This is a genomic window from Streptomyces sp. Sge12, from assembly GCF_002080455.1.
Classification (GTDB): Bacteria; Actinomycetota; Actinomycetes; order Streptomycetales; family Streptomycetaceae; genus Streptomyces.
In genome coordinates this window covers 2272992-2293415 of record NZ_CP020555.1, presented here as the reverse complement: position 1 = coordinate 2293415, position 20424 = coordinate 2272992, and the positions used below count along the sequence as shown (strand labels likewise).

The following is a 20424-nucleotide window of genomic DNA, read 5'->3' as shown; positions in this document are numbered from 1 at the left end:
CGCGTCAAGTTGAAGAGAGGTGGCGGTACCGCGCGCACGCTCGCGCACAGCGCCGGGCCCGCCGCACCGGGGAGGACCTCCCTTCGCCATTCGGATGGCGTAGGAAGTGCACCCTCCGGTTGCTCCACCCTTTCGTCACCCCCCTAGACTGGACATCCAGCAGGTGGCTACACGCTCGAAAGGCGCCCACGTGTCCATCGGCAACTCCAACTCCCCCGAAGAAGAGCGGCCTTCGACCGACGACCGGTCCGAGGACCGCATCGTCGAACGTCCCGTCGAAGGCCCGTCCATCGGGACGGCCCTCAAGAAGGCCCGGATCGCCGCCGGGCTCACCGTCGACGAGGTCAGTTCCACCACCCGCGTGCGCATCCCGATCGTGCACGCGATCGAAGAGGACGACTTCACGCGGTGCGGCGGCGACGTCTACGCCCGCGGTCACATCCGTACGCTCGCCCGCGCCGTGGGCCTCGATCCGGCACCGCTGGTCGAGAGCTACGACGCGGCCCACGGCGGCCGGCCGGCACCCACGCCCGCCGCGCCGATGTTCGAAGCCGAACGGATCCGTCCCGAACGGCAGCGGCCCAACTGGACCGCGGCCATGGTCGCCGCCATCGTCGCCGTGATCGGCTTCGTCGGCTTCACCGCCTTCGGCGGTGGCGACGAGAAGGACAAGCGCCCGGTGGCGGAAGGTTCCGCCTCTCCCAAGCCCGCACCCAAGCAGAGTGGCGGCAAGCCGGCCGGGCAGCCCCCGCAGACCCCGCAGGCGCCCAAGCCGGAGCCCTCGGACAGTGCGATCGCCGCCGCGCCCAAGGACCTCGTCACCGTGGTCCTGACGGCCGACACGGGCGAGAGCTGGATCTCCGCGAAGGACTCCACCGGCCGGCTGCTCTACGACGGCACCCTCCTGCAGGGTGAGTCCAAGACCTTCACCGACAAGGAGTCCGTCGACCTCGTGCTCGGCGACGCCGGCGCCGTGAAGCTCTTCGTGAACGGCAAGGAGATCAAGGACGACTTCCAGCCGGGTCAGGTGGAGCGTCTGAAATACACGAAGGGCGACCCTCTCCAGGACCAGCCCCAGGCGGGCTGAAGCGGGACCGCCCTAGGGCGGAAGGCTTGATCCGGATCCCCGGGGTGCTGCGCCGCACCCCGGGGATCTTGCTGTACGGGGACTTGCGGCAGGGGCCGACGCCGGGACGAAGTAGTCTTGAGTCCATGCCCGAACGCCGTACCGTCGCCCTTGTCACTCTTGGCTGCGCCCGTAACGAGGTGGACTCGGAGGAGCTCGCAGGCCGCTTGGCGGCGGATGGCTGGGAGCTCGTCGAGGACGCCGCCGATGCGGACGTAGCCGTCGTCAACACCTGCGGCTTCGTCGAAGCCGCCAAGAAGGACTCCGTAGACGCCCTCCTGGAAGCCAACGATCTCAAGGATCACGGCAAGACCCAGGCCGTCGTCGCAGTCGGCTGTATGGCCGAGCGCTACGGCAAGGAACTCGCCGAAGCGCTCCCCGAGGCCGACGGAGTCCTCGGTTTCGACGACTACGCCGACATCTCCGACCGCCTCCAGACCATCCTCAACGGCGGCATCCACGCCTCCCACACCCCGCGCGACCGCCGCAAGCTGCTGCCGATCAGCCCGGCCGAGCGCCAGGCCGCCGACGTCTCCCTCCCGGGCCACGCCCAGGAGCCGGTCGCCGAGGCCCCCGCCGACCTGCCGGACGGGCTCGCGCCCGCCTCGGGTCCGCGCGCGCCCCTGCGCCGCCGCCTGGACAAGAGCCCCGTCGCCTCGGTCAAGCTGGCCTCCGGCTGCGACCGGCGCTGCTCCTTCTGCGCCATCCCGTCCTTCCGCGGCTCCTTCATCTCCCGCCGCCCCAGCGATGTGCTGGGCGAGACCCGCTGGCTGGCCGAGCAGGGCGTCAAGGAGATCATGCTGGTCTCCGAGAACAACACCTCGTACGGCAAGGACCTCGGCGACATCCGGCTGCTGGAGACCCTGCTGCCCGAGCTGGCCGAGGTGGACGGCATCGAGCGCGTCCGCGTCAGCTACCTCCAGCCCGCCGAGATGCGGCCCGGGCTGATCGACGTACTCACCTCGACCCCCAAGGTCGTGCCGTACTTCGACCTGTCCTTCCAGCACTCGGCCCCCGACGTGCTGCGCTCGATGCGCCGCTTCGGCGACACCGACCGCTTCCTGGAGCTGCTGGACACCATCCGCTCCAAGGCCCCGACGGCCGGCGTCCGCTCCAACTTCATCGTCGGCTTCCCCGGCGAGAAGGAATCGGACTTCGCCGAGCTGGAGCGTTTCCTCACCCATGCGCGCCTCGACGCCATCGGCGTCTTCGGGTACTCGGACGAGGACGGCACCGAGGCCGTCACCTACGAGAACAAGCTGGACGAGGACACCATCGCCGAGCGGCTGGCCCACATGCAGCGGCTCGCCGAGGAGCTCACCTCGCAGCGCGCCGAGGAGCGCATCGGAGAGACCCTGGAAGTCCTCGTCGAGACCGTGGAAGCGGTCGACGAGGACGGCGAGGGCGCCTACGGGCGCGCCGCCCACCAGGCGCCCGAAACGGACGGCCAGGTGGTCTTCACGGACAGCACGGGCCTGGTCCCGGGGCGTATCGTCACGGCAAAGGTGGTCGGCACCCTGGGTGTGGACCTGGTGGCCGAGCCGCTCGGCATGGATCTTGAGGAGGCGGCCGGATGACCGGAGTCCCGGCATCTGCGGCGGGCGGGACCGGCCGCCGGCCCGTACCCGGCGCGAAGCTGGGGGCCGCGGCGGTCGATCAGGCCAGCCTGTGGAACATCGCCAACATCCTGACGATGATCCGGCTCGTGCTGGTGCCGGGCTTCGTGTTCCTGCTGCTCGCCGAGGGCGGCTACGACCCGGCCTGGCGGGCCTGGGCCTGGGCGGCGTTCGCCGTCGCCATGATCACGGACATCTTCGACGGGCACCTGGCCCGGACGTACAACCTGGTCACGGACTTCGGCAAGATCGCCGACCCCATCGCCGACAAGGCGATCATGGGGTCGGCGCTGATCTGTCTCTCCTGGCTCGGCGACCTCCCCTGGTGGGTGACCGGGGTGATCCTCGGCCGGGAGCTCGGGATCACGCTGCTGCGCTTCTGGGTCATCCGCTACGGAGTGATTCCGGCCAGCCGCGGCGGCAAGCTCAAGACCCTGGCCCAGGGCACGGCCGTGGGCATGTACGTGCTGGCACTGACCGGGGCGCTCGCGACCATGCGCTTCTGGGTGATGGCGATCGCCGTCGTGCTGACCGTCGTCACCGGTTTGGACTACATCCGGCAGGCGGTCGTGCTGCGCCGCCAGGGTCTCGCCGCGGAGCGGGCTGCGGAGCGAGCCGCGAGGTGACCGACGCGGCGGGGGATTTTCCGGGGGCGGAAGCCGGTTCCGGAGCGGTGGATGCGACCGGAGTGGCTGCGGAAGCGCTGCGCCTGCTCACCGAGAGTGACCAGACTCTCGCCGTGGCCGAATCGCTGACCGGCGGCATGGTGGCCGCCGACCTCACGGCCGTCCCCGGCGCCTCCCGATCCTTCCGCGGCTCGGTGACGGCGTACGCGACGGAGATCAAGCACCTGGTCCTCGGGGTGGACGCGGGGCTACTGGCGGCCGAAGGCGCGGTGAACGCGCAGGTGGCGGCCGAGATGGCGGCCGGCGTGCGGCGGGTGATGGGCGCTTCGTGGGGAATCGCGACCACCGGGGTGGCCGGTCCGGAGCCGCAGGACGGCCGGCCGGTGGGCACCGTTTTCGTCGCGCTGGACGGTCCGGGGGGCAGGAAAACGGTCCGTCTGAGGTTGAACGGCTCCCGTGCGGAAATTCGTAGGGAGAGTGCACGCACAGTGCTCGGGCTTCTCGTGGACCAACTCCGTGAGAATGCGCGGAGGCAGGATACGGAACAGAACGGGGGGATTTGATGTTTGCAGCCCTGAGTGAACACGACATCGCTCCCCGCACGGCCGCGGCGCGAGGCGGTACGGTGGGGCGTGAAGGATGCGGCTACACGGTCAGAGGAGGGAGCCACCGATGATTCTGCTCCGTCGCCTGCTGGGTGACGTGCTGCGTCGGCAGCGCCAGCGCCAGGGCCGTACTCTGCGCGAAGTCTCCTCGTCGGCCCGAGTTTCTCTCGGCTATCTCTCCGAGGTGGAGCGGGGGCAGAAGGAGGCATCCTCCGAGCTGCTCTCCGCGATCTGCGACGCGTTGGACGTACGGATGTCCGAGCTGATGCGCGAAGTCAGTGACGAACTGTCGCTGGCCGAGCTGGCACAGTCGGCCGCGGCAAGCGAACCGGTGAGTGTGCCGGTCCGCCCGATGCTCAATTCGGTCTCCATGGCTTCGGTCGCGGGTGGACCGGAGCGGGTGACCATCAAGGCGCCTGCGGAAGCGGTGAATGTCGTAGCCGCGTGAGCGAGCACGTGCGTGTGTGAAGTTTGAGCGTGGCCGGAGCCCCGGCTGGTGCCCTGTGCACCGGCCGGGGCTCCCGGCCGTTCTGGGTGCGGGCGCGCGGGGGGTGCGGGAGGATGGGCCCGTCCGGGTTCCGGCCCCTGGGAGGTGGCCGTGCGGCGGTTGCTGCGCATACCTGCGGTGCCGGCCCTCGCACTGGCGGTGGGGGTGCTGTGGTGGTGGGCCGTGCTGCGCCTCGTGCTGGCACCTGCCGAGTCCGGGGCCGTGGAGGGCGCGGTGGCGGTGGGCGGCTGGGGGTTGGGGCTGCTGCCGGTGCACTGTGTGCCGGGCCCGGTGCGGAAGGCGCGGCGGAGGGCGCTGGGGGCGGCCGACGGGGGCGACGCGGACGAGGGGGACCGCCGGGGCAGTGGAACCCGCCGGGGCAGCGGGAGCGGCTGCGACGACGGGAGCGGCCGTGACGACGGGGCTACCAGGGCATGGACACCCCACCGTTCGGGCGAAGGATCTGACCGGTCATGAAGGACGAGGCGTCCGAGACCAGGTAGAGCACCGCCCGGGCGATGTCCTCGGGCTCGCCGACCCGGCGCAGCGGGGACATCCGGACCATCGCCGCCTCGGTCTGCTCCTGGACCTCGGGGCTGTGGCGGCCGGTCATCGGCGTGCGGATCCAGCCCGGGGCGACGGCGTTGACCCGTATGCCGTGCGGGCCGGCCTCGGTGGCGAGGGTCTTGGTCAGCTGGACCACGGCGGCCTTGGCGGCGCTGTAGCAGAGCAGACCGGGCTGGGCGGCGTCCACGGCCCCCGAGGCCATGGTGACGATCGAGCCCGGGCGGCCTGCCGCGATCATGGAACGGGCGGCCTCCTGGCAGGTGCGCAGGACCCCCTTGAAGTTGATGTCCAGGACCCGGTCGAGGTCCTCGTCGGCCGTTTCCAGGACGCTGCTCGTGTGCATGACCCCGGCGATGGCGGCCGTGATGTCGAGCGGGCCCGCCGCGGTGACGGCCGCCCGGAGTGCGGCCCGGTCGGTGACGTCGAGGGGGTGGACGGTGGCGGCGCCGCCGGCCTTGGTGACGAGGGCGGCCGTCTCGGCGAGGCCCTGCTCGTCGCGGTCCGCGCAGTGCACGTGGGCGCCCGCCTCGGCGAGGAGGACGGCGGTGGCCCGGCCGATGCCGCTGGCGGCGCCGGTGATCAGGGCGGTGCGGCCGGTGAGTCCGTACGGGGCTGTGGGTGTGGGCATGCCGGGACCGTACGACCGGATCTGACGGAGCGTCAATCGTCGTGCGCCGTTGCGTCCGGTCCCGCCTGGTCCCGTCCGGTCGGGTCCTGTGGCGTCCTGTCGCCTGGACGGGCTCTACGGCGTCGGGCCCGACTGGCAGCGGGGGCACCAGTAGGTGGGGCGGTCGTCCTGGGGGGCCTCGCGCACGGGTGTGCCGCAGCGCAGGCAGGGGCGGTGCGCGCGGCCGTAGACGAAGAGGTTCTGGCCGGGGTGGCGGCTGCCGGTCGTGTTGCGGGGGCCGGGCCGCTCGCCGGTGTTCGCGGACAGCAGGCGGTGGGCGGCGGAGGCCAGCCGGGGGAGGGTCGACTCGGGCAGGGCGCCGACCGGGGTCCAGGGGGTGACCTGGGCCAGGAAGCAGAGCTCGGCCTTGTAGATGTTGCCGATCCCGGCGAGGTTGCGCTGATCGAGCAGGGCCTCGCCGAGGGGGCGCTCGGGGGCGGCGAGGAGGTTGGCGGCGGCGCGGGCGGGATCCCAGTCCGGGCCGAGGAGGTCGGGGCCGAGGTGGCCCACGGCGCGGTCCTCCTCGGCGGTGCGGATCAGCTCCAGGACGGGGAGGCGGTAGCCGACGGCGGTGTGGTCGGCCGTGCCGAGGATGGCCCGGATCTCGTGGTCCGGCCCGCCGCGCCACCTCTGGCCGGTGGCGAAGATGTGCCAGGCGCCGTCCATCCGGAGGTGGCTGTGCAGGGTGAGGCCGCCCTCGAAGCGGGCGAGGAGGTGTTTGCCGCGCGGGGTGACGTCGAGGGTGAGGCGGCCGGTGAGGTCGGCGGTGGCGAAGCGCGGGACGCGCAGGTCGCTCCGGGTGAGGGTGCGGCCTGCCAGGGCGGTGTGGAGCCGGGTCGCCGCGCGCCGGATGCTGTCACCTTCGGGCATGGCCTCATTGTGCGCTCCCGGCCCCGCCCCGGCTCCGTCCCGCTCCGGCGGGGCGAGGAGGCGGTCCAGGGCGGGGCCCGGACGCGTGCCGGTGTCCGGCTGCGGCGCACTCCCCGGCTGCCTCACCGGGGACTGTGCGGGGAGGTACTCCGCACGGCGCCGGCGCCTCGGGCCCGCCCCGGCTGCGGCTCTTGGCCCCGGGGGCGGGCGCTGACCCGCTGGCCGGCCGCGGGCCGGGCCCGGCTCCGCCTGTGGGCTGCGCGCGGGCGAACACGCGGGGCCGTTTGCAACGGTCAGGAGCGCATACGCAAACCCCTCGGGGTGGCATGGAAGCCGGCCGCCTCCAGCGCCGGACCCAGCGGGGAGGTCAGGGCCGCCGCGGCATTGATCCGTTCCACGGTGAGGGCCGGGAGCGTGCCCGCCCGGGAGGCGGCGGCCAGCGCGGCCGTGGCCGCCGTGAGACGGGGGTCCTCGGGGTCGGGCCAGGCCAGCAGGGTCTTTCCGCCGCGCTCCAGGTACAGGGTGAGTTCCCCGTCGACCAGGACGACCAGGGAGCCCGCCTTGCGGCCCGGCTTGTGGGTGGCCCCGGCCGGGGGCTCCGGCCAGGGCAGGGCCGCGCCGTAGGCGTTCGCCGGGTCGGCGGCGGCCAGGACCACCGCCGCCAGCGGGGGCGGGGTCCGCTCGGCGGCCCGCAGCCGGTCCACCGCCCCGTCCATCGCGAACTGGGCCGCACCCAGCCCCTCGACCACATAGCCCCGGCGGGCCTGCCCGCTGTCCTCGAAGGCCGACAGGACGCGGTAGACCGCGCTGAAGCCGCCCTCCACCCCCTCCGCGGCGACCGCCCCGCGCGTCACCACGCCGTGCCGGTCCAGCAGGGTGCGGGCCAGGGCGTGGGCCCGGTGGGTCGGGTCGGGTGCCGCGGCAGGAAGCAGGGACCAGCGCCCTGAGACCGTGGGCGGGCCGGTACGGGACACGGTCGCGCCGATCGTGCCGTAGCGGCCGCGGGGGACGGTGCGGCGGGCCCGGTGGGCCGTCGAGCCCGCCGTGCGGCCCGAGCCGAGCAGCGAGCGCAGCGGGCCCAGGGTGTCGTTGGTGAGCCGGCCCGACCAGGCCAGGTCCCACACCACCTCGGAGAGCGCGACGTCGGACACCTCGGGGAAGTCCCCGCGGATCGACTGCGCGATCTGCCGGAAGAACAGGCCGTACCCGCCCGCGAGCGATGCCAGGACGGCCTGGTGGAGGGGGCTCTGCTCCAGCGGGTGCGGCGGGGGCAGGAGCAGCGGCGCCGCCTCCGCCAGGTAGAGAGAGACCCAGCCGTCCTTGCCCGGGAGGGCTCCGGCCCCCGCCCAGACCACCTCGCCCGCGGTGGTCAGCTCGTCCAGGAGACCGGGGGAGTAGCCGCTCACCCGGGACGGGAGGATCAGGCGCTCCAGCGCCGAGGCCGGCACCGGGGCGCCCTGGAGCTGCTCGATGGCCCGGGCCAGGCCGTCGAGGCCGCGCAGGGCTCCGCCCAGGTGCTGCCACTGGGGGAGGAAGGTGGCCAGCGAGGTCGGCGGGACCGGTTCCAGCTCCTGGCGCAGGGCTGCGAGCGAGCGCCGGCGGAGCCTGCGCAGCACCGTCGCGTCGCACCACTCCTGGCCGATGCCCGCCGGGTGGAACTCGCCCTGCACCACCCGCCCGGCCGCGGCCAGCCGGTGCAGGGCACCCTCCGTCACCGCCGCGCCCAGCCCGAATCGGGTGGCGACCGCCGCCGTGGTGAAGGGCCCGTGGGTGCGGGCGTACCGGGCGAGCAGGTCCCCGAGCGGGTCCTTGACCGGCTCGGTGAACGCCTCCGGGACGCCGACGGGCAGCGCCGTGCCCAGCGCGTCCCGCAGCCGGCCCGCGTCCTCGATCGCCGCCCAGTGGTCCGTACCGCCGATCCTGACCGGGATGACGCGACGGGCCGCGGCGAGCTCCTGCGCCCAGGCGGGATCCGCCCCGCGCTCGGTCAACTGGTCCCGCGTCAGCGGGCCCAGCAGGCGCAGCAGGTCGGCCACCGACTCGGGGTCCTTGGCCCGCCGGTCCTCGGTGAGCCACTGGAGCTCCCGCTCCAGCTCCTCCAGCACCTGCGCGTCGAGGAGTTCGCGCAGCTCCGCCTGGCCGAGCAGCTCGGCGAGCAGCCGGGAGTCCAGCGACAGCGCGGCCGCCCTGCGCTCGGCCAGCGGCGAGTCGCCCTCGTAGAGGAATTGGGCCACATACCCGAAGAGGAGGGAACGGGCGAAGGGGGAGGGCTCCGGTGTGGTGACCTCCACCATCCGCACGCGGCGCGCCTCGATGTCACCCATCAGCTCGGTCAGGCCGGGCACGTCGAAGACGTCCTGGAGGCACTCGCGTACGGCTTCCAGCACGATCGGGAAGGAGCCGAACTCCGAGGCCACCTGGAGCAGCTGGGAGGCGCGCTGGCGCTGCTGCCACAGCGGGGTGCGCCGGCCGGGGCTCCGGCGCGGCAGCAGCAGGGCGCGCGCCGCGCACTCACGGAAGCGGGAGGCGAACAGCGCGGAGCCGCCCACCTGGTCGGTGACGATCTGGTTGATGTCACCGTGGTCGAAGGCCACATCGGCGGCGCCCAGCGGGGCCTTCTCGTCGTCGAACTCGAAGGCGTGCGGAGCGGCCGGGTCGTGGTCCAGCAGGTCCATGGACAGCAGGTCCAGATCGGGCAGGCGGAGCACGATCCCGTCGTCGGCGTGCATCACCTGCGCGTCCATGCCGTACTTCTCGGCGAGGCGGGCCCCCAGCGCCAGCGCCCACGGGGCGTGCACCTGCGCGCCGAAGGGGGAGTGGACCACGACCCGCCAGTCACCCAGCTCGTCGCGGAACCGCTCGACCACGATGGTCCGGTCGTCGGGGACGTGGCCGCAGGCCTCGCGCTGTTCGGTGAGGTACGCCAGGACGTTCTCGGCGGCCCAGGCGTCCAGGCCGGCCGCCACCAGCCGCAGCCGGGCGTCCTCGTCACTCAGGCCGCCGAGCTCGCGCAGGAACGCACCGACGGCGCGGCCCAGTTCGAGCGGGCGGCCGAGCTGGTCGCCCTTCCAGAACGGCAGCCGGCCCGGCACCCCGGGGGCGGGCGTGACCAGGACCCGGTCGCGGGTGATGTCCTCGATCCGCCACGAGGTGGTGCCGAGCGTGAACACGTCCCCGACGCGGGACTCGTAGACCATCTCCTCGTCGAGCTCGCCGACCCGGCCGCCGCCCTTCTTGGGGTCGGAGCCCGCCAGGAAGACACCGAAGAGGCCGCGGTCGGGAATCGTGCCGCCCGAAGTGACGGCGAGGCGCTGGGCCCCCGGCCGGCCCGTGATCGTCCCCGCCACCCGGTCCCAGACCACGCGCGGCCGGAGCTCGGCGAACGCGTCCGACGGATAGCGCCCGGCCAGCATGTCCAGGACCGCCGTGAACGCCGATTCCGGCAGCGCCGCGAAGGGCGCCGCCCGCCGCACCAGGGCGAGCAGGTCGTCCAGCTGCCAGGTGTCCATCGAAACCATCGCGACCAGCTGCTGCGCCAGCACGTCGAGGGGGTTGGAGGGGATCCGCAGGGACTCGATCTCCCCCGTGCGCATCCGCTCGGTGACCACCGCCGCCTGCACCAGGTCGCCGCGGTACTTGGGGAAGACCACGCCGGTGGAGACCGCGCCCACCTGGTGCCCGGCCCGGCCCACCCGCTGCAGCCCGGACGCCACCGAGGGCGGCGACTCCACCTGCACCACCAGGTCCACCGCGCCCATGTCGATGCCCAGCTCCAGGCTGGAGGTGGCGACCACGGCGGGCAGCCGGCCCGCCTTCAGGTCCTCCTCCACCAGCGCGCGCTGCTCCTTGGACACCGAGCCGTGGTGCGCGCGGGCCAGCAGCGGCGGGGCGCCCAGCGCGGCGCCCGACTGCGCCATGATCTCGGCCGGAGGTTTGCCGTCCGGCAGCTTCTCGCCCACGGCGCGCTCGTACGCGATCTCATTGAGCCGGTTGCACAGCCGCTCGGCGAGCCGGCGGGAGTTGGCGAACACGATCGTCGAGCGGTGCGCCTGCACCAGGTCGACGATCCGCTCCTCCACATGCGGCCAGATCGACGGCTTGTCCCCGCCCTCCTTGCCCTCGGTCGCCGGGGATCCGCCCAACTCGCCCATGTCCTGCACCGGGACGACCACCGACAGGTCGAATTCCTTGGTCGACGGGGGCTGGACGATCTCCACCCTGCCGCGCGGCGCCAGATACCGGGCCACCTCGTCCACCGGCCGGACCGTCGCCGACAGCCCGATCCGGCGCGCCGGGCGGGGCAGCAGCTCGTCCAGCCGCTCCAGGGAGAGCGCGAGATGGGCGCCGCGCTTGGTCCCGGCGACCGCGTGCACCTCGTCCAGGATCACCGTCTCGATCCCGGTCAGGGCCTCCCGGGCCGCCGAGGTCAGCATCAGGAACAGCGACTCGGGGGTGGTGATGAGGATGTCCGGCGGCCGGGTGGCCAGCGCCCGCCGCTCGGCGGGCGGGGTGTCGCCGGAGCGGATCCCCACCCGGATGTCCGGCTCTGGCAGGCCCAGGCGGACCGACTCCTGGCGGATCCCGGTGAGCGGGCTGCGCAGATTGCGCTCCACGTCGACGGCCAGGGCCTTCAGGGGCGACACGTACAGCACGCGGCAGCGCTTCTTCGACTCCGCGGGCGGCGGGGTCGAAGCGAGCCGGTCGAGGGCGGCGAGGAACGCGGCCAGGGTCTTGCCGGAGCCGGTGGGGGCCACCACCAGCACGTCGGAGCCCTCCCCGATCGCCCGCCACGCGCCCTCCTGCGCGGCGGTGGGCGTCACAAAGGCCCCCGTGAACCACGAGCGGGTCGCGGGTGAGAACGAGTCGAGCGCAGCGCCTGCCATGCCCCCATCGTGCACCCGGCCACTGACAACCGGCCGGACCTGGGGAAACGCGCGACCGGGTCGGGGCGCAGAATGGGGGGATGGGGACGGACGGGGTCGCCGGCGGGCGCCGGGAGTGGGCACGGCACTGGCAGTACGCGGAACTGCCCGGGCTCGACCTGCTGCGCGCCCACTACGTACGGCACACCTTCCCGCGCCACGCCCACGACGGGTACGTCATCGCGGCCGTCACCGGAGGCATCGAGGAGATCGGACTCCCCGGGCACGTGGTGCGCGCCGGGCCCGGCAGCGTGGTCCTGATCAACCCCGAGGTGCCGCACACCGCGCGCGCCGGGGTGCCCGAGGGCTGGGCCTACGCCACCCTCTACCCGTCCAGCGAGCTGATCACCGAGGTCGCCGAGGAGATCGGCACCCTGCGCGGCACCCCCGGCTTCACCGCCGACATGGTCGCGGACCCCCGGGGCGCGCAGGCGATCACCGAGATCCACCGGGCCGCCGAGGCGGGCAACGCGCTGGCCGCCGACACGCTGCTGCGGAGCGTGGTAGCGCGGATGCTGACCCGGCACGCCGGACCGCTGCCCGCCCGTACGGTCCGTGGCGCGGGCGGCGCCGACGCGGCGGCCGCCCGGGCCGTACTGCAGGAGCGGATGGCCGACCCGCCGTCGCTGGAGCAGCTCGCGGCGGAGCTGGGCACGAGCCCCTTCGCCCTGCTGCGGGCCTTCCGCGAGCGGTACGGGATGCCCCCGCACACCTGGCTGACCGACGCCCGGGTCCGGCGGGCGCGCCGGCTCCTGGACGCGGGCACGGCCCCCGCCGAGGCGGCCGTCACCGTCGGGTTCACCGACCAACCGCACCTGAACCGGCACTTCACCCGCATCGTGGGGGTGCCCCCGGGCGCGTACCGGCGGGAGCGGGCGGGCTAGCCCGTCGCTTTCGGATCCTGCCTGGCCGGTCGGGGCCGGTCGGGGCCGGTCGCGGCGGGACGGGGCCGATGGGGCGGACGGCCCGGGCGCGCAAGAACGTACAAGACCCACATGCCCCGGCCTGCGTACTTTCGGGGCGTGGGAGAACATCAAGCAGTGATACAGGAGACCCCCGAGGGGGTCGCCGAGGGCCGGCCGCGGGCCGCCGTCGTGCGGGACGCGCTCGGGGTAGGGGTGGCCGTCGGGCTGTCCGGGTTCGCATTCGGGGTGACCGCCGCCGGGGCCGGCATCAGCACCCTCCAGGCCTGCGTGCTGAGCCTGCTCGTCTTCACCGGGGCCTCGCAGTTCGCCCTGGTCGGAGCGCTGGCGGCGGGCGGCAACCCGTTCACCGCCGCCGCCGGGGCCTTCTTCCTCGGCACCCGCAACGCCTTCTACGGGCTGCGGCTGTCCCAGCTGCTCAAGCTGCCCCGCGCGGTACGCCCCCTCGCCGCGCACTGGGTGATCGACGAGACCACCGCCGTCGCGCTGGCCCAGCCCGACCGGAAGTCGGCCCGGCTCGGCTTCACCGTCACCGGGCTCACCCTCTACGCGCTGTGGAACCTCACCACCCTCCTCGGCGCGCTCGGCGCCGAGGCCATCGGGGACACCAGGGCGTGGGGGCTGGACGCCGCCGGCCCGGCCGTGTTCCTGGCGCTGCTGGCGCCGATGCTGAAGACCTCCACCGAGCGGGCCGTCGCCGCCCTCGCGCTGGTCCTCGGGCTCGGCTTCCTGCCGGTGCTGCCCGCCGGCGTGCCCGTGCTGATCGCCGCCCTGGCCGCCCCCGTGGTGCTGTGGATGAAGGGACGCCGCTCGTGAACGTCTGGATCGCCATCGCCATCACGGTCGTCGGTTGCTACGCCGTCAAGCTCGCCGGCCTGCTCGTCCCCGCCGGGGCCCTGGAGCGGCCGCTCGTGCGCCGTCTGGCCGCCCTGCTGCCGGTCGCGCTGCTCGCCGCGCTCACCGCCCAGCAGACCTTCAGCACCGGGTCCGCCCTCGTCGTCGACGCTCGCGCCGCGGGGCTCGCCGCCGCCGGGCTGGCTCTGCTGCTGCGCGCCCCCTTCCTGATCGTGGTCGCGGCCGCCGTCGTGGTCACCGCGGGGGTACGGGCCCTGGGCGGCTGACCCCGTCCGGCGGGTGCCCCTCCGGCAGGCGCCCGTACGCCCGCAGGGTCAGCAGGGCCTCCAGGGTGGCGATCGGCCGCCGTTCCAGCGTGCTGCCCGGGGCCCAGTCCCGGCGCCGCACCGGCCAGCCGCCGTCGGGCTGCTGCTCTGCGGCCAGGAAGTCCAGCGAGCGGCCCAGCTCCTCGTCGGTGAACCAGCCGCGGGCCAGGGATTCGGGCCGCCGCGCGTAGTCGTGCGGGAACAGCTGCTCGTCCGGCGCGTAGCCGGGCAGGGCCGGGTACTCCCCGCGCCGCCCGGGATCGAGCACGACGAGCCGCTGTTCGCGCACCAGCCGGCCCAGCCGGTCGGCGGCCGCCGCCGCGCGCGCCCGGTCCGGGATGCCGTCGAGGAAGGCCACCGCGCTCTGGACCTCGTACGGGTGCGAGTGGCGCAGGTTCTCGATCCGGTCCCAGCAGAAGTCCGTGGCCCGGAAGAGCCAGGCGTGCCAGACCCGGTTGCGGTGCAGTACGCCGACCACCGGGCCGGTGGTCAGGAGCTCGCCCGGCGGGTCGTCGTGCATCGGGTGGTAGGGGGCCGCGGGGTAGTCGCGGGGCGCCGGGAAGACCACCGGAAGCGCGCCGTCAGCGGTGGAGACCCCGGTCAGGTGGCGGCAGAGCCGCTCGATGCGCTGCCCGGAGCAGCGGCCCAGGCTGTCGAGCACGCGCAGCGCGTGGGCGGTGTGCAGGGGCTGGCTGAGCGGACCGCGCAGATCCGGATCGAGTGCGTGACCGTAGCCTCCGTCTCCGTTGAGGTACGAGCCGAGGGCCGTGTCCACCGGGTCGGCGTCCCCGCCGAGGAAGTGGAACGCAAACCGCCGCTGCTCCAGCACGCGGGCCGTGAGCCAGATGAAGCCCTCGGCGCGCGCCAGTGGGGCCGCCGGGGTCTGTGGGGGGTGCGGGGAAGCTTCGTCTCCGGGCATGCCTGCAACGTAGGACGCGGCGGTGCGCGGGGGAGGGCCGAACGCGGGCGGTGCACTCTCCCGGGGCGGGATACTGGGGGCATGCGGTTGACGATTTTCTGGGAACGGGTGGCGGAGCACTTCGGCGAGGGCTATGCGGACTCCTTCGCGCGGGACCACGTCATGACGGAGCTGGGCGGGCGCACCGTCCACCAGGCGCTGGACGCGGGCTGGGAGACCAAGGACGTGTGGCGCGCGGTGTGTTCGGCGATGGACGTACCGGCTTCGCTGCGCTGACCAGCGCGCTGTTTCGCGGTGGCGGGCCCGGGTGGGACAGACTTGGCGCCGTGGCAGCCAGCGAAGAGACGACCGATCAGCCCGCCGAGGCGCGAGGAGTGACACCGCCGGTGCAGGCGGAGGAGCCGGAAACGCCGAGTCCGCCGGGTCCGCCGAGCTCGCCGGGTCCGCCCGCGCCGCCGGCTCCGCCGCCGTCCGGGGCGGCCCCCGCCGCGGAGGACGCGCGGATGCCGCGCTGGCTGCCGCGCGCCGTGATCCTCGTACTGGCCCTCGTGGCCTGTTTCCAGCTCGGCAGCTGGGCCTTCCACCAGCTGATAGGCCTCCTCGTCAACATCCTGATCGCGTTCTTCCTCGCGCTCGCGATCGAACCGGCGGTGGCCAGGATGGCGGCCGGCGGCATGCGCCGCGGGCTCGCCACCTTCGTGATGTTCCTCGCGGTGTTCGTCGTGACCGCCGGCTTCCTCGCGCTGCTCGGCTCACTGCTCGCCGGGCAGATCGTCGCCATGGTGGAAGGCTTCCCCGGCTATCTCGACTCGGTGATCAAGGCGATCAACTCCACCTTCCACACCGAACTGTCCCGGCTGGAGATACAGGAGAGCGTGCTGCGCTCCGACTGGCTGCGCAAGTACGTGCAGAACAGCGCGTCCGGCGTGCTCGACGTCTCCGCCACGGTGCTCGGCGGACTCTTCAAGCTGCTGACGATCGGGCTGTTCTCCTTCTACTTCGCCGCCGACGGACCGCGGCTGCGGCGCGCGCTGTGCTCCGTACTGCCGCCCGCGAAGCAGGCCGAGGTGCTGCGCGCCTGGGAGATCGCCGTCGCCAAGACGGGCGGGTACCTCTACTCGCGCGGGCTGATGGCGCTGATCTCAGGTGTCGCGACCTACATTTTGCTGGCGGTCCTCGGGGTGCCGTACGCGCCCGCGCTCGCCGTGTGGGTGGGGCTGGTCTCGCAGTTCGTCCCCACCATCGGCACCTATCTCGCGGGCGCGCTGCCGGTCCTGCTCGCCTTCACCGTGGATCCCTGGTACGCGCTGTACGTACTGGGCTTCGTGGTGGTCTACCAGCAGTTCGAGAACTACGTCCTCCAGCCGAAGCTGACCTCGAGGACCGTGGACATCCATCCGGCGGTGGCCTTCGGATCGGTCGTCGCGGGCACCGCCCTGCTGGGTGCGGTCGGGGCGCTCATCGCGATCCCGGCCGTCGCCACCCTGCAGTCCTTCCTCGGCGCGTACGTCAAGCGCTACGAGCTGACCCGGGACGCGGATTCCTCTACTTCCCGTCCCCGGCGACGCGTACGACTGCCAAGGCTTCGCTGACGGTCGTCTCGACGGCGGCCTTGTCCAGGCCGAGGCCGCTCAGCGGGCCCTCGCCGTTCTCCAGCTCCAGGAGCGCGAGCAGGATGTGCTCCGTGCCGACGAAGTCGTGGCCCAGCCGCAGGGCCTCGCGGAAGGTGAGCTCCAGGGCCTTCTTCGCGGAGGCGTCGAAGGGGATGAGCTCGGGGACCTCCGGCCGGGCCGGGGGCAGCGCGGCGGTCGCGGCGCTGCGTACGTCGTCCGCGGCCACCCCCTGGGCGCGCAGGGCGTACCCGGCGAGGCCCTCCGGTTCGGCGAGGAGGCCCAGGACGAGGTGCTCGGTGCGGATCTCGGCGTTGCCGGCGGCGCGGGCCTCGTTCTGCGCGGCCATGACGATGTTGCGGGCGCGGGGGGTGAACCGGCCGAAGCCCGCCTGGGGGTCCATGCCGCCGTCGCCCTCCTTGTCGGCCTTGGGGACGAAGCGCTTCTGGGCGGCCTGGCGGGTGACGCCCATGCTGCGGCCGATGTCGGTCCAGGAGGCCCCGGAGCGGCGGGCCTGGTCGACGAAGTGCCCGATGAGGTGGTCGGCCACGTCACCGAGGTGCTCGGCGGCGACGACGGCGTCGCTGAGCTGCTCCAGGGTGTCGGTGTGGACCTTCTTGATGGCCTCGATGAGGTCGTCGAGGCGTACCGGATTGGTCATGCGAACGGGTTCCACTGAAGGGTTCGTCATAGGTGCAACCGTAGGTTGACACCTCGAAGGGTGTCAACCCTGGGTTGTCACTCGGTGGGGTGTCCCCGCGGCGGCGTGCGGGCGGTGCGGGGCGGTGCGTCGGGGACGGAGTGGGGCACGGCGTGGGGCGGCGTGGGGGCGGTGGTGCGGCGGGCCGCGGTGCCATGCTGGGCCCAGGGGGAGCAGCGAGACGCGGAGGCCGTCATGGGGTTCTATGCCGATCAGGTCGTACCGCGCATCCTCTGGGCCGCCTGCGGAGCCAAGACGGCCCGGCCGCTGCGCCGCCGGGTCTGCCGCGGGCTGGTGGGCGAGGTCGTCGAGATCGGCTTCGGCGCCGGGCACAACGTCCCCTTCTACCCGCCCGGCGTCACCGCGGTGTCGGCGGTCGAGCCCTCCGACGTCGCATGGCGGCTGGCCGGGGAGCGCGTACGGGACTCGCGCGTACCCGTGCGGCGGGCCGGCCTGGACGGCCAGTCGCTGCCCTTCGAGGACGCCCGTTTCGACTCCGCGCTGTCGACCTGGACGCTGTGCACCATCCCGGACGCCGTGGCCGCCCTGCGCGAGCTGCGGCGCGTACTCAAGCCCGGCGCGCCCCTGCACTTCCTCGAACACGGTCTCGCCCCGGAAGGGGACTGGCGCGTGCGCCGCCGCCAGCGACGGCTCGAACCGCTGAACATGAAGCTCCTGGGCGGCTGCCACCTCACCAGGTCGGCCCCGGACCTGCTGACCGCGGAGGGGTTCACGATCACCTCCCTCGACGTCTTCTACGACGCGGGGCCGAAGGTCCTGTGCGCCGACTCCCTCGGGACGGCGGTCTCCCGCTGACGGACGGCCCGTCACGAAACCATCACGAGGGGCACGGGCCCGGACGGTCGCTGGCAGCATCGGTCGGACCGATCCAGGGGGGTTCCAGGTTCCATGCCATTACGTGTGCGTGTCCCCGTACTGACCCGTGTCACCGTCTCCGTCACGGCCCTCGCGTCCGCCGCCGTGCTGCTCGGCGGCTGCTCCTCGACTCCGGCCGAGCAACTGGAGGACTGGTACCGCTCCGGCGGCGAGTCGCAGATACGCAAGCTGACCGATGACGCCGGCCGGGTGAACGAGGTGAGCATGCGGACGATCGACGTCCAAGGGCCCGCCTGCCAGGACCTGTTGGCCCGGACCGCCAAGGCCGAGAAACTCGACCCGATCCCGGACGAGGCCGTCCAGCGGTACTGGAAGGAGGCCCTCGGCGGATTCAGGCGGGGAGCGGCCGAGTGCGCGGACGGCGCCGCGAAGAACGAAGCGAGCCAGGTCTCCCGGGGCATCAGGACGGTCCAGACGGAAGGCCTCCCCAAACTGGTGAGCACCGTCACGCTCCTCAAGGCGGCCCTGGCGCACAAGTGACGCAGCGGCCGGAGGTCCTCCCACGTCTGCCTGCCCTGCCCCGCCTCGTACAAGCAGCCCTTCGCGGAAGCGCTCGTACGGCGTGACCAGCCGTGACCGGGTACCCGACGCCGGCGCGGCCGGTGGCGCCGCCGGCCGTACCCGTCGACGCCCACGGTGATTGGGACGCCGCCGAGACCGCGGTCGGGGTACGACTGCCCGGCGACCACAAGTGGCTGGTGGCCACCTACGGATGGGGGGAGTTCTGCGATTTCCTCTCCCTCCGCACCCCCTTCGGCACCAGCGAGTACAACGGCATCGAGTGGCAGCGCACCTACCCGCCGGACTTGCCCGATCCGGACAGGGAGGAGTACCCGTATCCGCTGCACCCCACCCCGGGCGGACTGCTGATCTGGGGCACCACCATGGACGCCGACCGGCTGTGCTGGCTCACCGAGGGGAAGCCCGAGGACTGGCCCGTAGTGGTGTGGAGCAGCGAGGGCCGCTACGAGACGCGCCGTACGGGCGCGGCCGGGTTCATCGAGGGCTGGACCGGCGGCCGCCTCGAGTCCGCGCTGCTCGGCACCATGGAGCCGGACCTGGCGCCCTGGTTCAACACCTTCCGGACCCGCGTCGACCGGTGCCTGATCCTGTCGGAGGGCCCCCTCGCCCACCCCGAACGCCTGGAGATCCTGCGCACGGCGCTGGCTCCCACCGCCGACCGCGGTGGGTGGCGGTCGGGCGACGACGAGGGGCAGGACCACTTCGCGACGCTCGACACCGACTGGCTGCTCACCTACGACGTGTCCCGCCCTCACCGGATCCGGATAGGTTTCCCGCCCGAGGACGCGGAGGACGCCCGCCGACGCCTCCTGACCGCCGTCGGGCTCATGGGGTGCGAGGTGCTCCGGATCACGACCGCGGAGGGGACCACCTTGCCGACCTGGGACACGCTGACGGACGAGGACGACCAGCTCCCGCCGGCGGAAGCGGGAGGGTGGGCGTCCGGTGGTGGGCGTGGTGCGCTTGACAGGGAAATCGAACATCCATTCTGATGAGTTATCCACAGCCGAAGCGCTCGTGGAGGCGCATTGTCAGTGGCAGGCATTAGCGTCAGTGGCGTGAAGCGATCGACTCAAGCAAACCGGGTGGAACCCATGGCAGGCACCGACCGCGAGAAGGCTCTCGACGCCGCGCTCGCACAGATTGAACGGCAATTCGGCAAGGGTGCGGTCATGCGCCTCGGCGACAAGCCGAACGACCCCATCGAGGTCATCCCCACCGGGTCGACCGCGCTGGACATCGCGCTCGGCGTCGGCGGGCTGCCCCGCGGCCGTGTGATCGAGGTGTACGGCCCGGAGTCCTCCGGTAAGACGACCCTGACCCTGCACGCCGTGGCCAACGCACAGAAGGCCGGCGGCACCGTCGCCTTCGTGGACGCCGAGCACGCGCTCGACCCCGAGTACGCCAAGGCCCTCGGCGTCGACACCGACAACCTCATCCTGTCCCAGCCGGACACCGGCGAGCAGGCGCTGGAGATCGTGGACATGCTCGTCCGCTCCGGCGCCCTCGACCTGATCGTCATCGACTCCGTGGCGGCGCTCGTGCCGCGCGCGGAGATCGAGGGCGAGATGGGTGACTCGCACGTGGGTCTCCAGGCCCGCCTGATGAGCCAGGCCCTCCGGAAGATCACCGGTGCGCTCAACCAGTCCAAGACCACCGCGATCTTCATCAACCAGCTCCGCGAGAAGATCGGTGTGATGTTCGGCTCGCCGGAGACCACCACCGGTGGTCGCGCGCTGAAGTTCTACGCCTCCGTGCGCCTCGACATCCGCCGCATCGAGACCCTCAAGGACGGCACGGACGCGGTCGGCAACCGCACCCGCGTCAAGGTCGTCAAGAACAAGGTCGCGCCGCCGTTCAAGCAGGCCGAGTTCGACATCCTCTACGGCCAGGGCATCAGCCGCGAGGGCGGCCTGATCGACATGGGTGTGGAGCACGGCTTCGTGCGCAAGGCCGGTGCCTGGTACACGTACGAGGGCGACCAGCTCGGCCAGGGCAAGGAGAACGCCCGCAACTTCCTGAAGGACAACCCCGACCTCGCCAACGAGATCGAGCGGAAGATCAAGGAGAAGCTGGGCGTGGGGGTCCGCAAGGACGCCGCCACCGCCGAGGCCGGTGCCGACGCGACCGACGCCGCGGCCACCGCCGTGCCCGCCCCGGCAACGAAGGCCAAGACGACGGCCAAGGCCGCCGTGGCCAAGAGCTGA

At 73.1% G+C, this 20424-nt stretch carries 19 protein-coding genes; 14 read left to right on the top strand and 5 right to left on the bottom strand.

Annotated features, from left to right (window positions below; all coding sequences use genetic code 11):
• The first annotated feature begins 190 nt into the window (after positions 1–190).
• The 5 genes from B6R96_RS09870 to B6R96_RS09850 all read left to right on the top strand — a co-directional run bounded on the left by B6R96_RS09870 (position 191) and on the right by B6R96_RS09850 (position 4421).
• On the top strand, positions 191–1087 hold the full coding sequence (locus B6R96_RS09870) for a helix-turn-helix domain-containing protein (protein WP_053173314.1): 897 nt from the start codon (positions 191–193) through the stop codon (positions 1085–1087).
• Positions 1088–1212: 125 nt separating this feature from the next.
• A complete protein-coding gene (gene rimO / locus B6R96_RS09865) occupies positions 1213–2703 on the top strand; it encodes a 30S ribosomal protein S12 methylthiotransferase RimO (protein ID WP_053703764.1) in 1491 nt (496 codons plus the stop codon).
• A complete protein-coding gene (gene pgsA, locus B6R96_RS09860) occupies positions 2700–3368 on the top strand; it encodes a CDP-diacylglycerol--glycerol-3-phosphate 3-phosphatidyltransferase (protein ID WP_030389366.1) in 669 nt (222 codons plus the stop codon). Before rimO ends, pgsA begins: the two co-directional genes overlap by 4 nt.
• A gap of 47 nt (positions 3369–3415) precedes the next feature.
• Positions 3416–3931, top strand: a complete 516-nt coding sequence (locus B6R96_RS09855; RefSeq protein ID WP_053703783.1) for a CinA family protein — start codon at positions 3416–3418, stop codon at positions 3929–3931.
• A 109-nt stretch (positions 3932–4040) separates the two neighbouring features.
• On the top strand, positions 4041–4421 hold the full coding sequence (locus tag B6R96_RS09850; protein ID WP_030389368.1) for a helix-turn-helix domain-containing protein: 381 nt from the start codon (positions 4041–4043) through the stop codon (positions 4419–4421).
• 463 nt (positions 4422–4884) lie between these two features.
• Here the strand turns inward: B6R96_RS09850 and B6R96_RS09840 are convergent, their stop codons facing one another.
• The 3 genes from B6R96_RS09840 to B6R96_RS09830 all read right to left on the bottom strand — a co-directional run bounded on the left by B6R96_RS09840 (position 4885) and on the right by B6R96_RS09830 (position 11447).
• The gene (locus B6R96_RS09840; protein WP_107475490.1) at positions 4885–5655 is read right to left on the bottom strand and encodes an SDR family NAD(P)-dependent oxidoreductase; all 771 of its coding nucleotides are present in this window, start codon (positions 5653–5655) and stop codon (positions 4885–4887) included.
• Between the two features lie 114 nt (positions 5656–5769).
• Positions 5770–6564: an Fpg/Nei family DNA glycosylase gene (locus tag B6R96_RS09835; protein ID WP_081522284.1), complete on the bottom strand. Its 795-nt coding sequence runs from the start codon at positions 6562–6564 to the stop codon at positions 5770–5772.
• A 293-nt stretch (positions 6565–6857) separates the two neighbouring features.
• Positions 6858–11447, bottom strand: a complete 4590-nt coding sequence (locus B6R96_RS09830; RefSeq protein ID WP_081522283.1) for an ATP-dependent helicase — start codon at positions 11445–11447, stop codon at positions 6858–6860.
• Positions 11448–11527: 80 nt separating this feature from the next.
• Here B6R96_RS09830 and B6R96_RS09825 point away from each other — a divergent pair, with 80 nt between their 5' ends.
• The 3 genes from B6R96_RS09825 (at position 11528) to B6R96_RS09815 (ending at position 13530) form a co-directional block, all read left to right on the top strand.
• Positions 11528–12370, top strand: a complete 843-nt coding sequence (locus B6R96_RS09825; RefSeq protein ID WP_081522282.1) for an AraC family transcriptional regulator — start codon at positions 11528–11530, stop codon at positions 12368–12370.
• Positions 12371–12526: 156 nt separating this feature from the next.
• The gene (locus B6R96_RS09820; protein ID WP_384681249.1) at positions 12527–13225 is read left to right on the top strand and encodes an AzlC family ABC transporter permease; all 699 of its coding nucleotides are present in this window, start codon (positions 12527–12529) and stop codon (positions 13223–13225) included.
• On the top strand, positions 13222–13530 hold the full coding sequence (locus tag B6R96_RS09815; RefSeq protein ID WP_030389375.1) for an AzlD domain-containing protein: 309 nt from the start codon (positions 13222–13224) through the stop codon (positions 13528–13530). The genes B6R96_RS09820 and B6R96_RS09815 overlap by 4 nt, the downstream gene beginning before the upstream one ends.
• Here B6R96_RS09815 and B6R96_RS09810 read toward each other — a convergent pair.
• The gene (locus B6R96_RS09810) at positions 13499–14488 is read right to left on the bottom strand and encodes a hypothetical protein (RefSeq protein WP_081522280.1); all 990 of its coding nucleotides are present in this window, start codon (positions 14486–14488) and stop codon (positions 13499–13501) included. The genes B6R96_RS09815 and B6R96_RS09810 overlap by 32 nt on opposite strands.
• A gap of 81 nt (positions 14489–14569) precedes the next feature.
• On the opposite strand from B6R96_RS09810, the gene B6R96_RS09805 reads away from it, so the two are divergent.
• Positions 14570–14764, top strand: a complete 195-nt coding sequence (locus B6R96_RS09805; protein WP_081522279.1) for a DUF3046 domain-containing protein — start codon at positions 14570–14572, stop codon at positions 14762–14764.
• Between the two features lie 110 nt (positions 14765–14874).
• Complete coding sequence (locus B6R96_RS09800) at positions 14875–16080, top strand: AI-2E family transporter (RefSeq protein WP_237291649.1); 1206 nt, start codon at positions 14875–14877, stop codon at positions 16078–16080.
• On the opposite strand, the gene B6R96_RS09795 is transcribed toward B6R96_RS09800, so the two are convergent.
• Positions 16034–16789 (bottom strand): Clp protease N-terminal domain-containing protein, encoded by a 756-nt coding sequence (locus B6R96_RS09795; protein WP_030389378.1) that lies wholly within the window; start codon positions 16787–16789, stop codon positions 16034–16036. The genes B6R96_RS09800 and B6R96_RS09795 overlap by 47 nt on opposite strands.
• Before the next feature lie 204 nt (positions 16790–16993).
• Between B6R96_RS09795 and B6R96_RS09790 the strand changes: the two genes are divergently transcribed.
• The 4 genes from B6R96_RS09790 to recA all read left to right on the top strand — a co-directional run bounded on the left by B6R96_RS09790 (position 16994) and on the right by recA (position 20424).
• Positions 16994–17614, top strand: a complete 621-nt coding sequence (locus B6R96_RS09790) for a class I SAM-dependent methyltransferase (RefSeq protein WP_081522277.1) — start codon at positions 16994–16996, stop codon at positions 17612–17614.
• 105 nt (positions 17615–17719) lie between these two features.
• On the top strand, positions 17720–18175 hold the full coding sequence (locus tag B6R96_RS09785; RefSeq protein ID WP_053703770.1) for a hypothetical protein: 456 nt from the start codon (positions 17720–17722) through the stop codon (positions 18173–18175).
• A gap of 92 nt (positions 18176–18267) precedes the next feature.
• Entirely contained in the window at positions 18268–19209 is a 942-nt protein-coding gene (locus tag B6R96_RS09780) for an SMI1/KNR4 family protein (protein ID WP_081522276.1), read from the top strand.
• A gap of 102 nt (positions 19210–19311) precedes the next feature.
• A complete protein-coding gene (gene recA, locus B6R96_RS09775) occupies positions 19312–20424 on the top strand; it encodes a recombinase RecA (protein ID WP_052871778.1) in 1113 nt (370 codons plus the stop codon).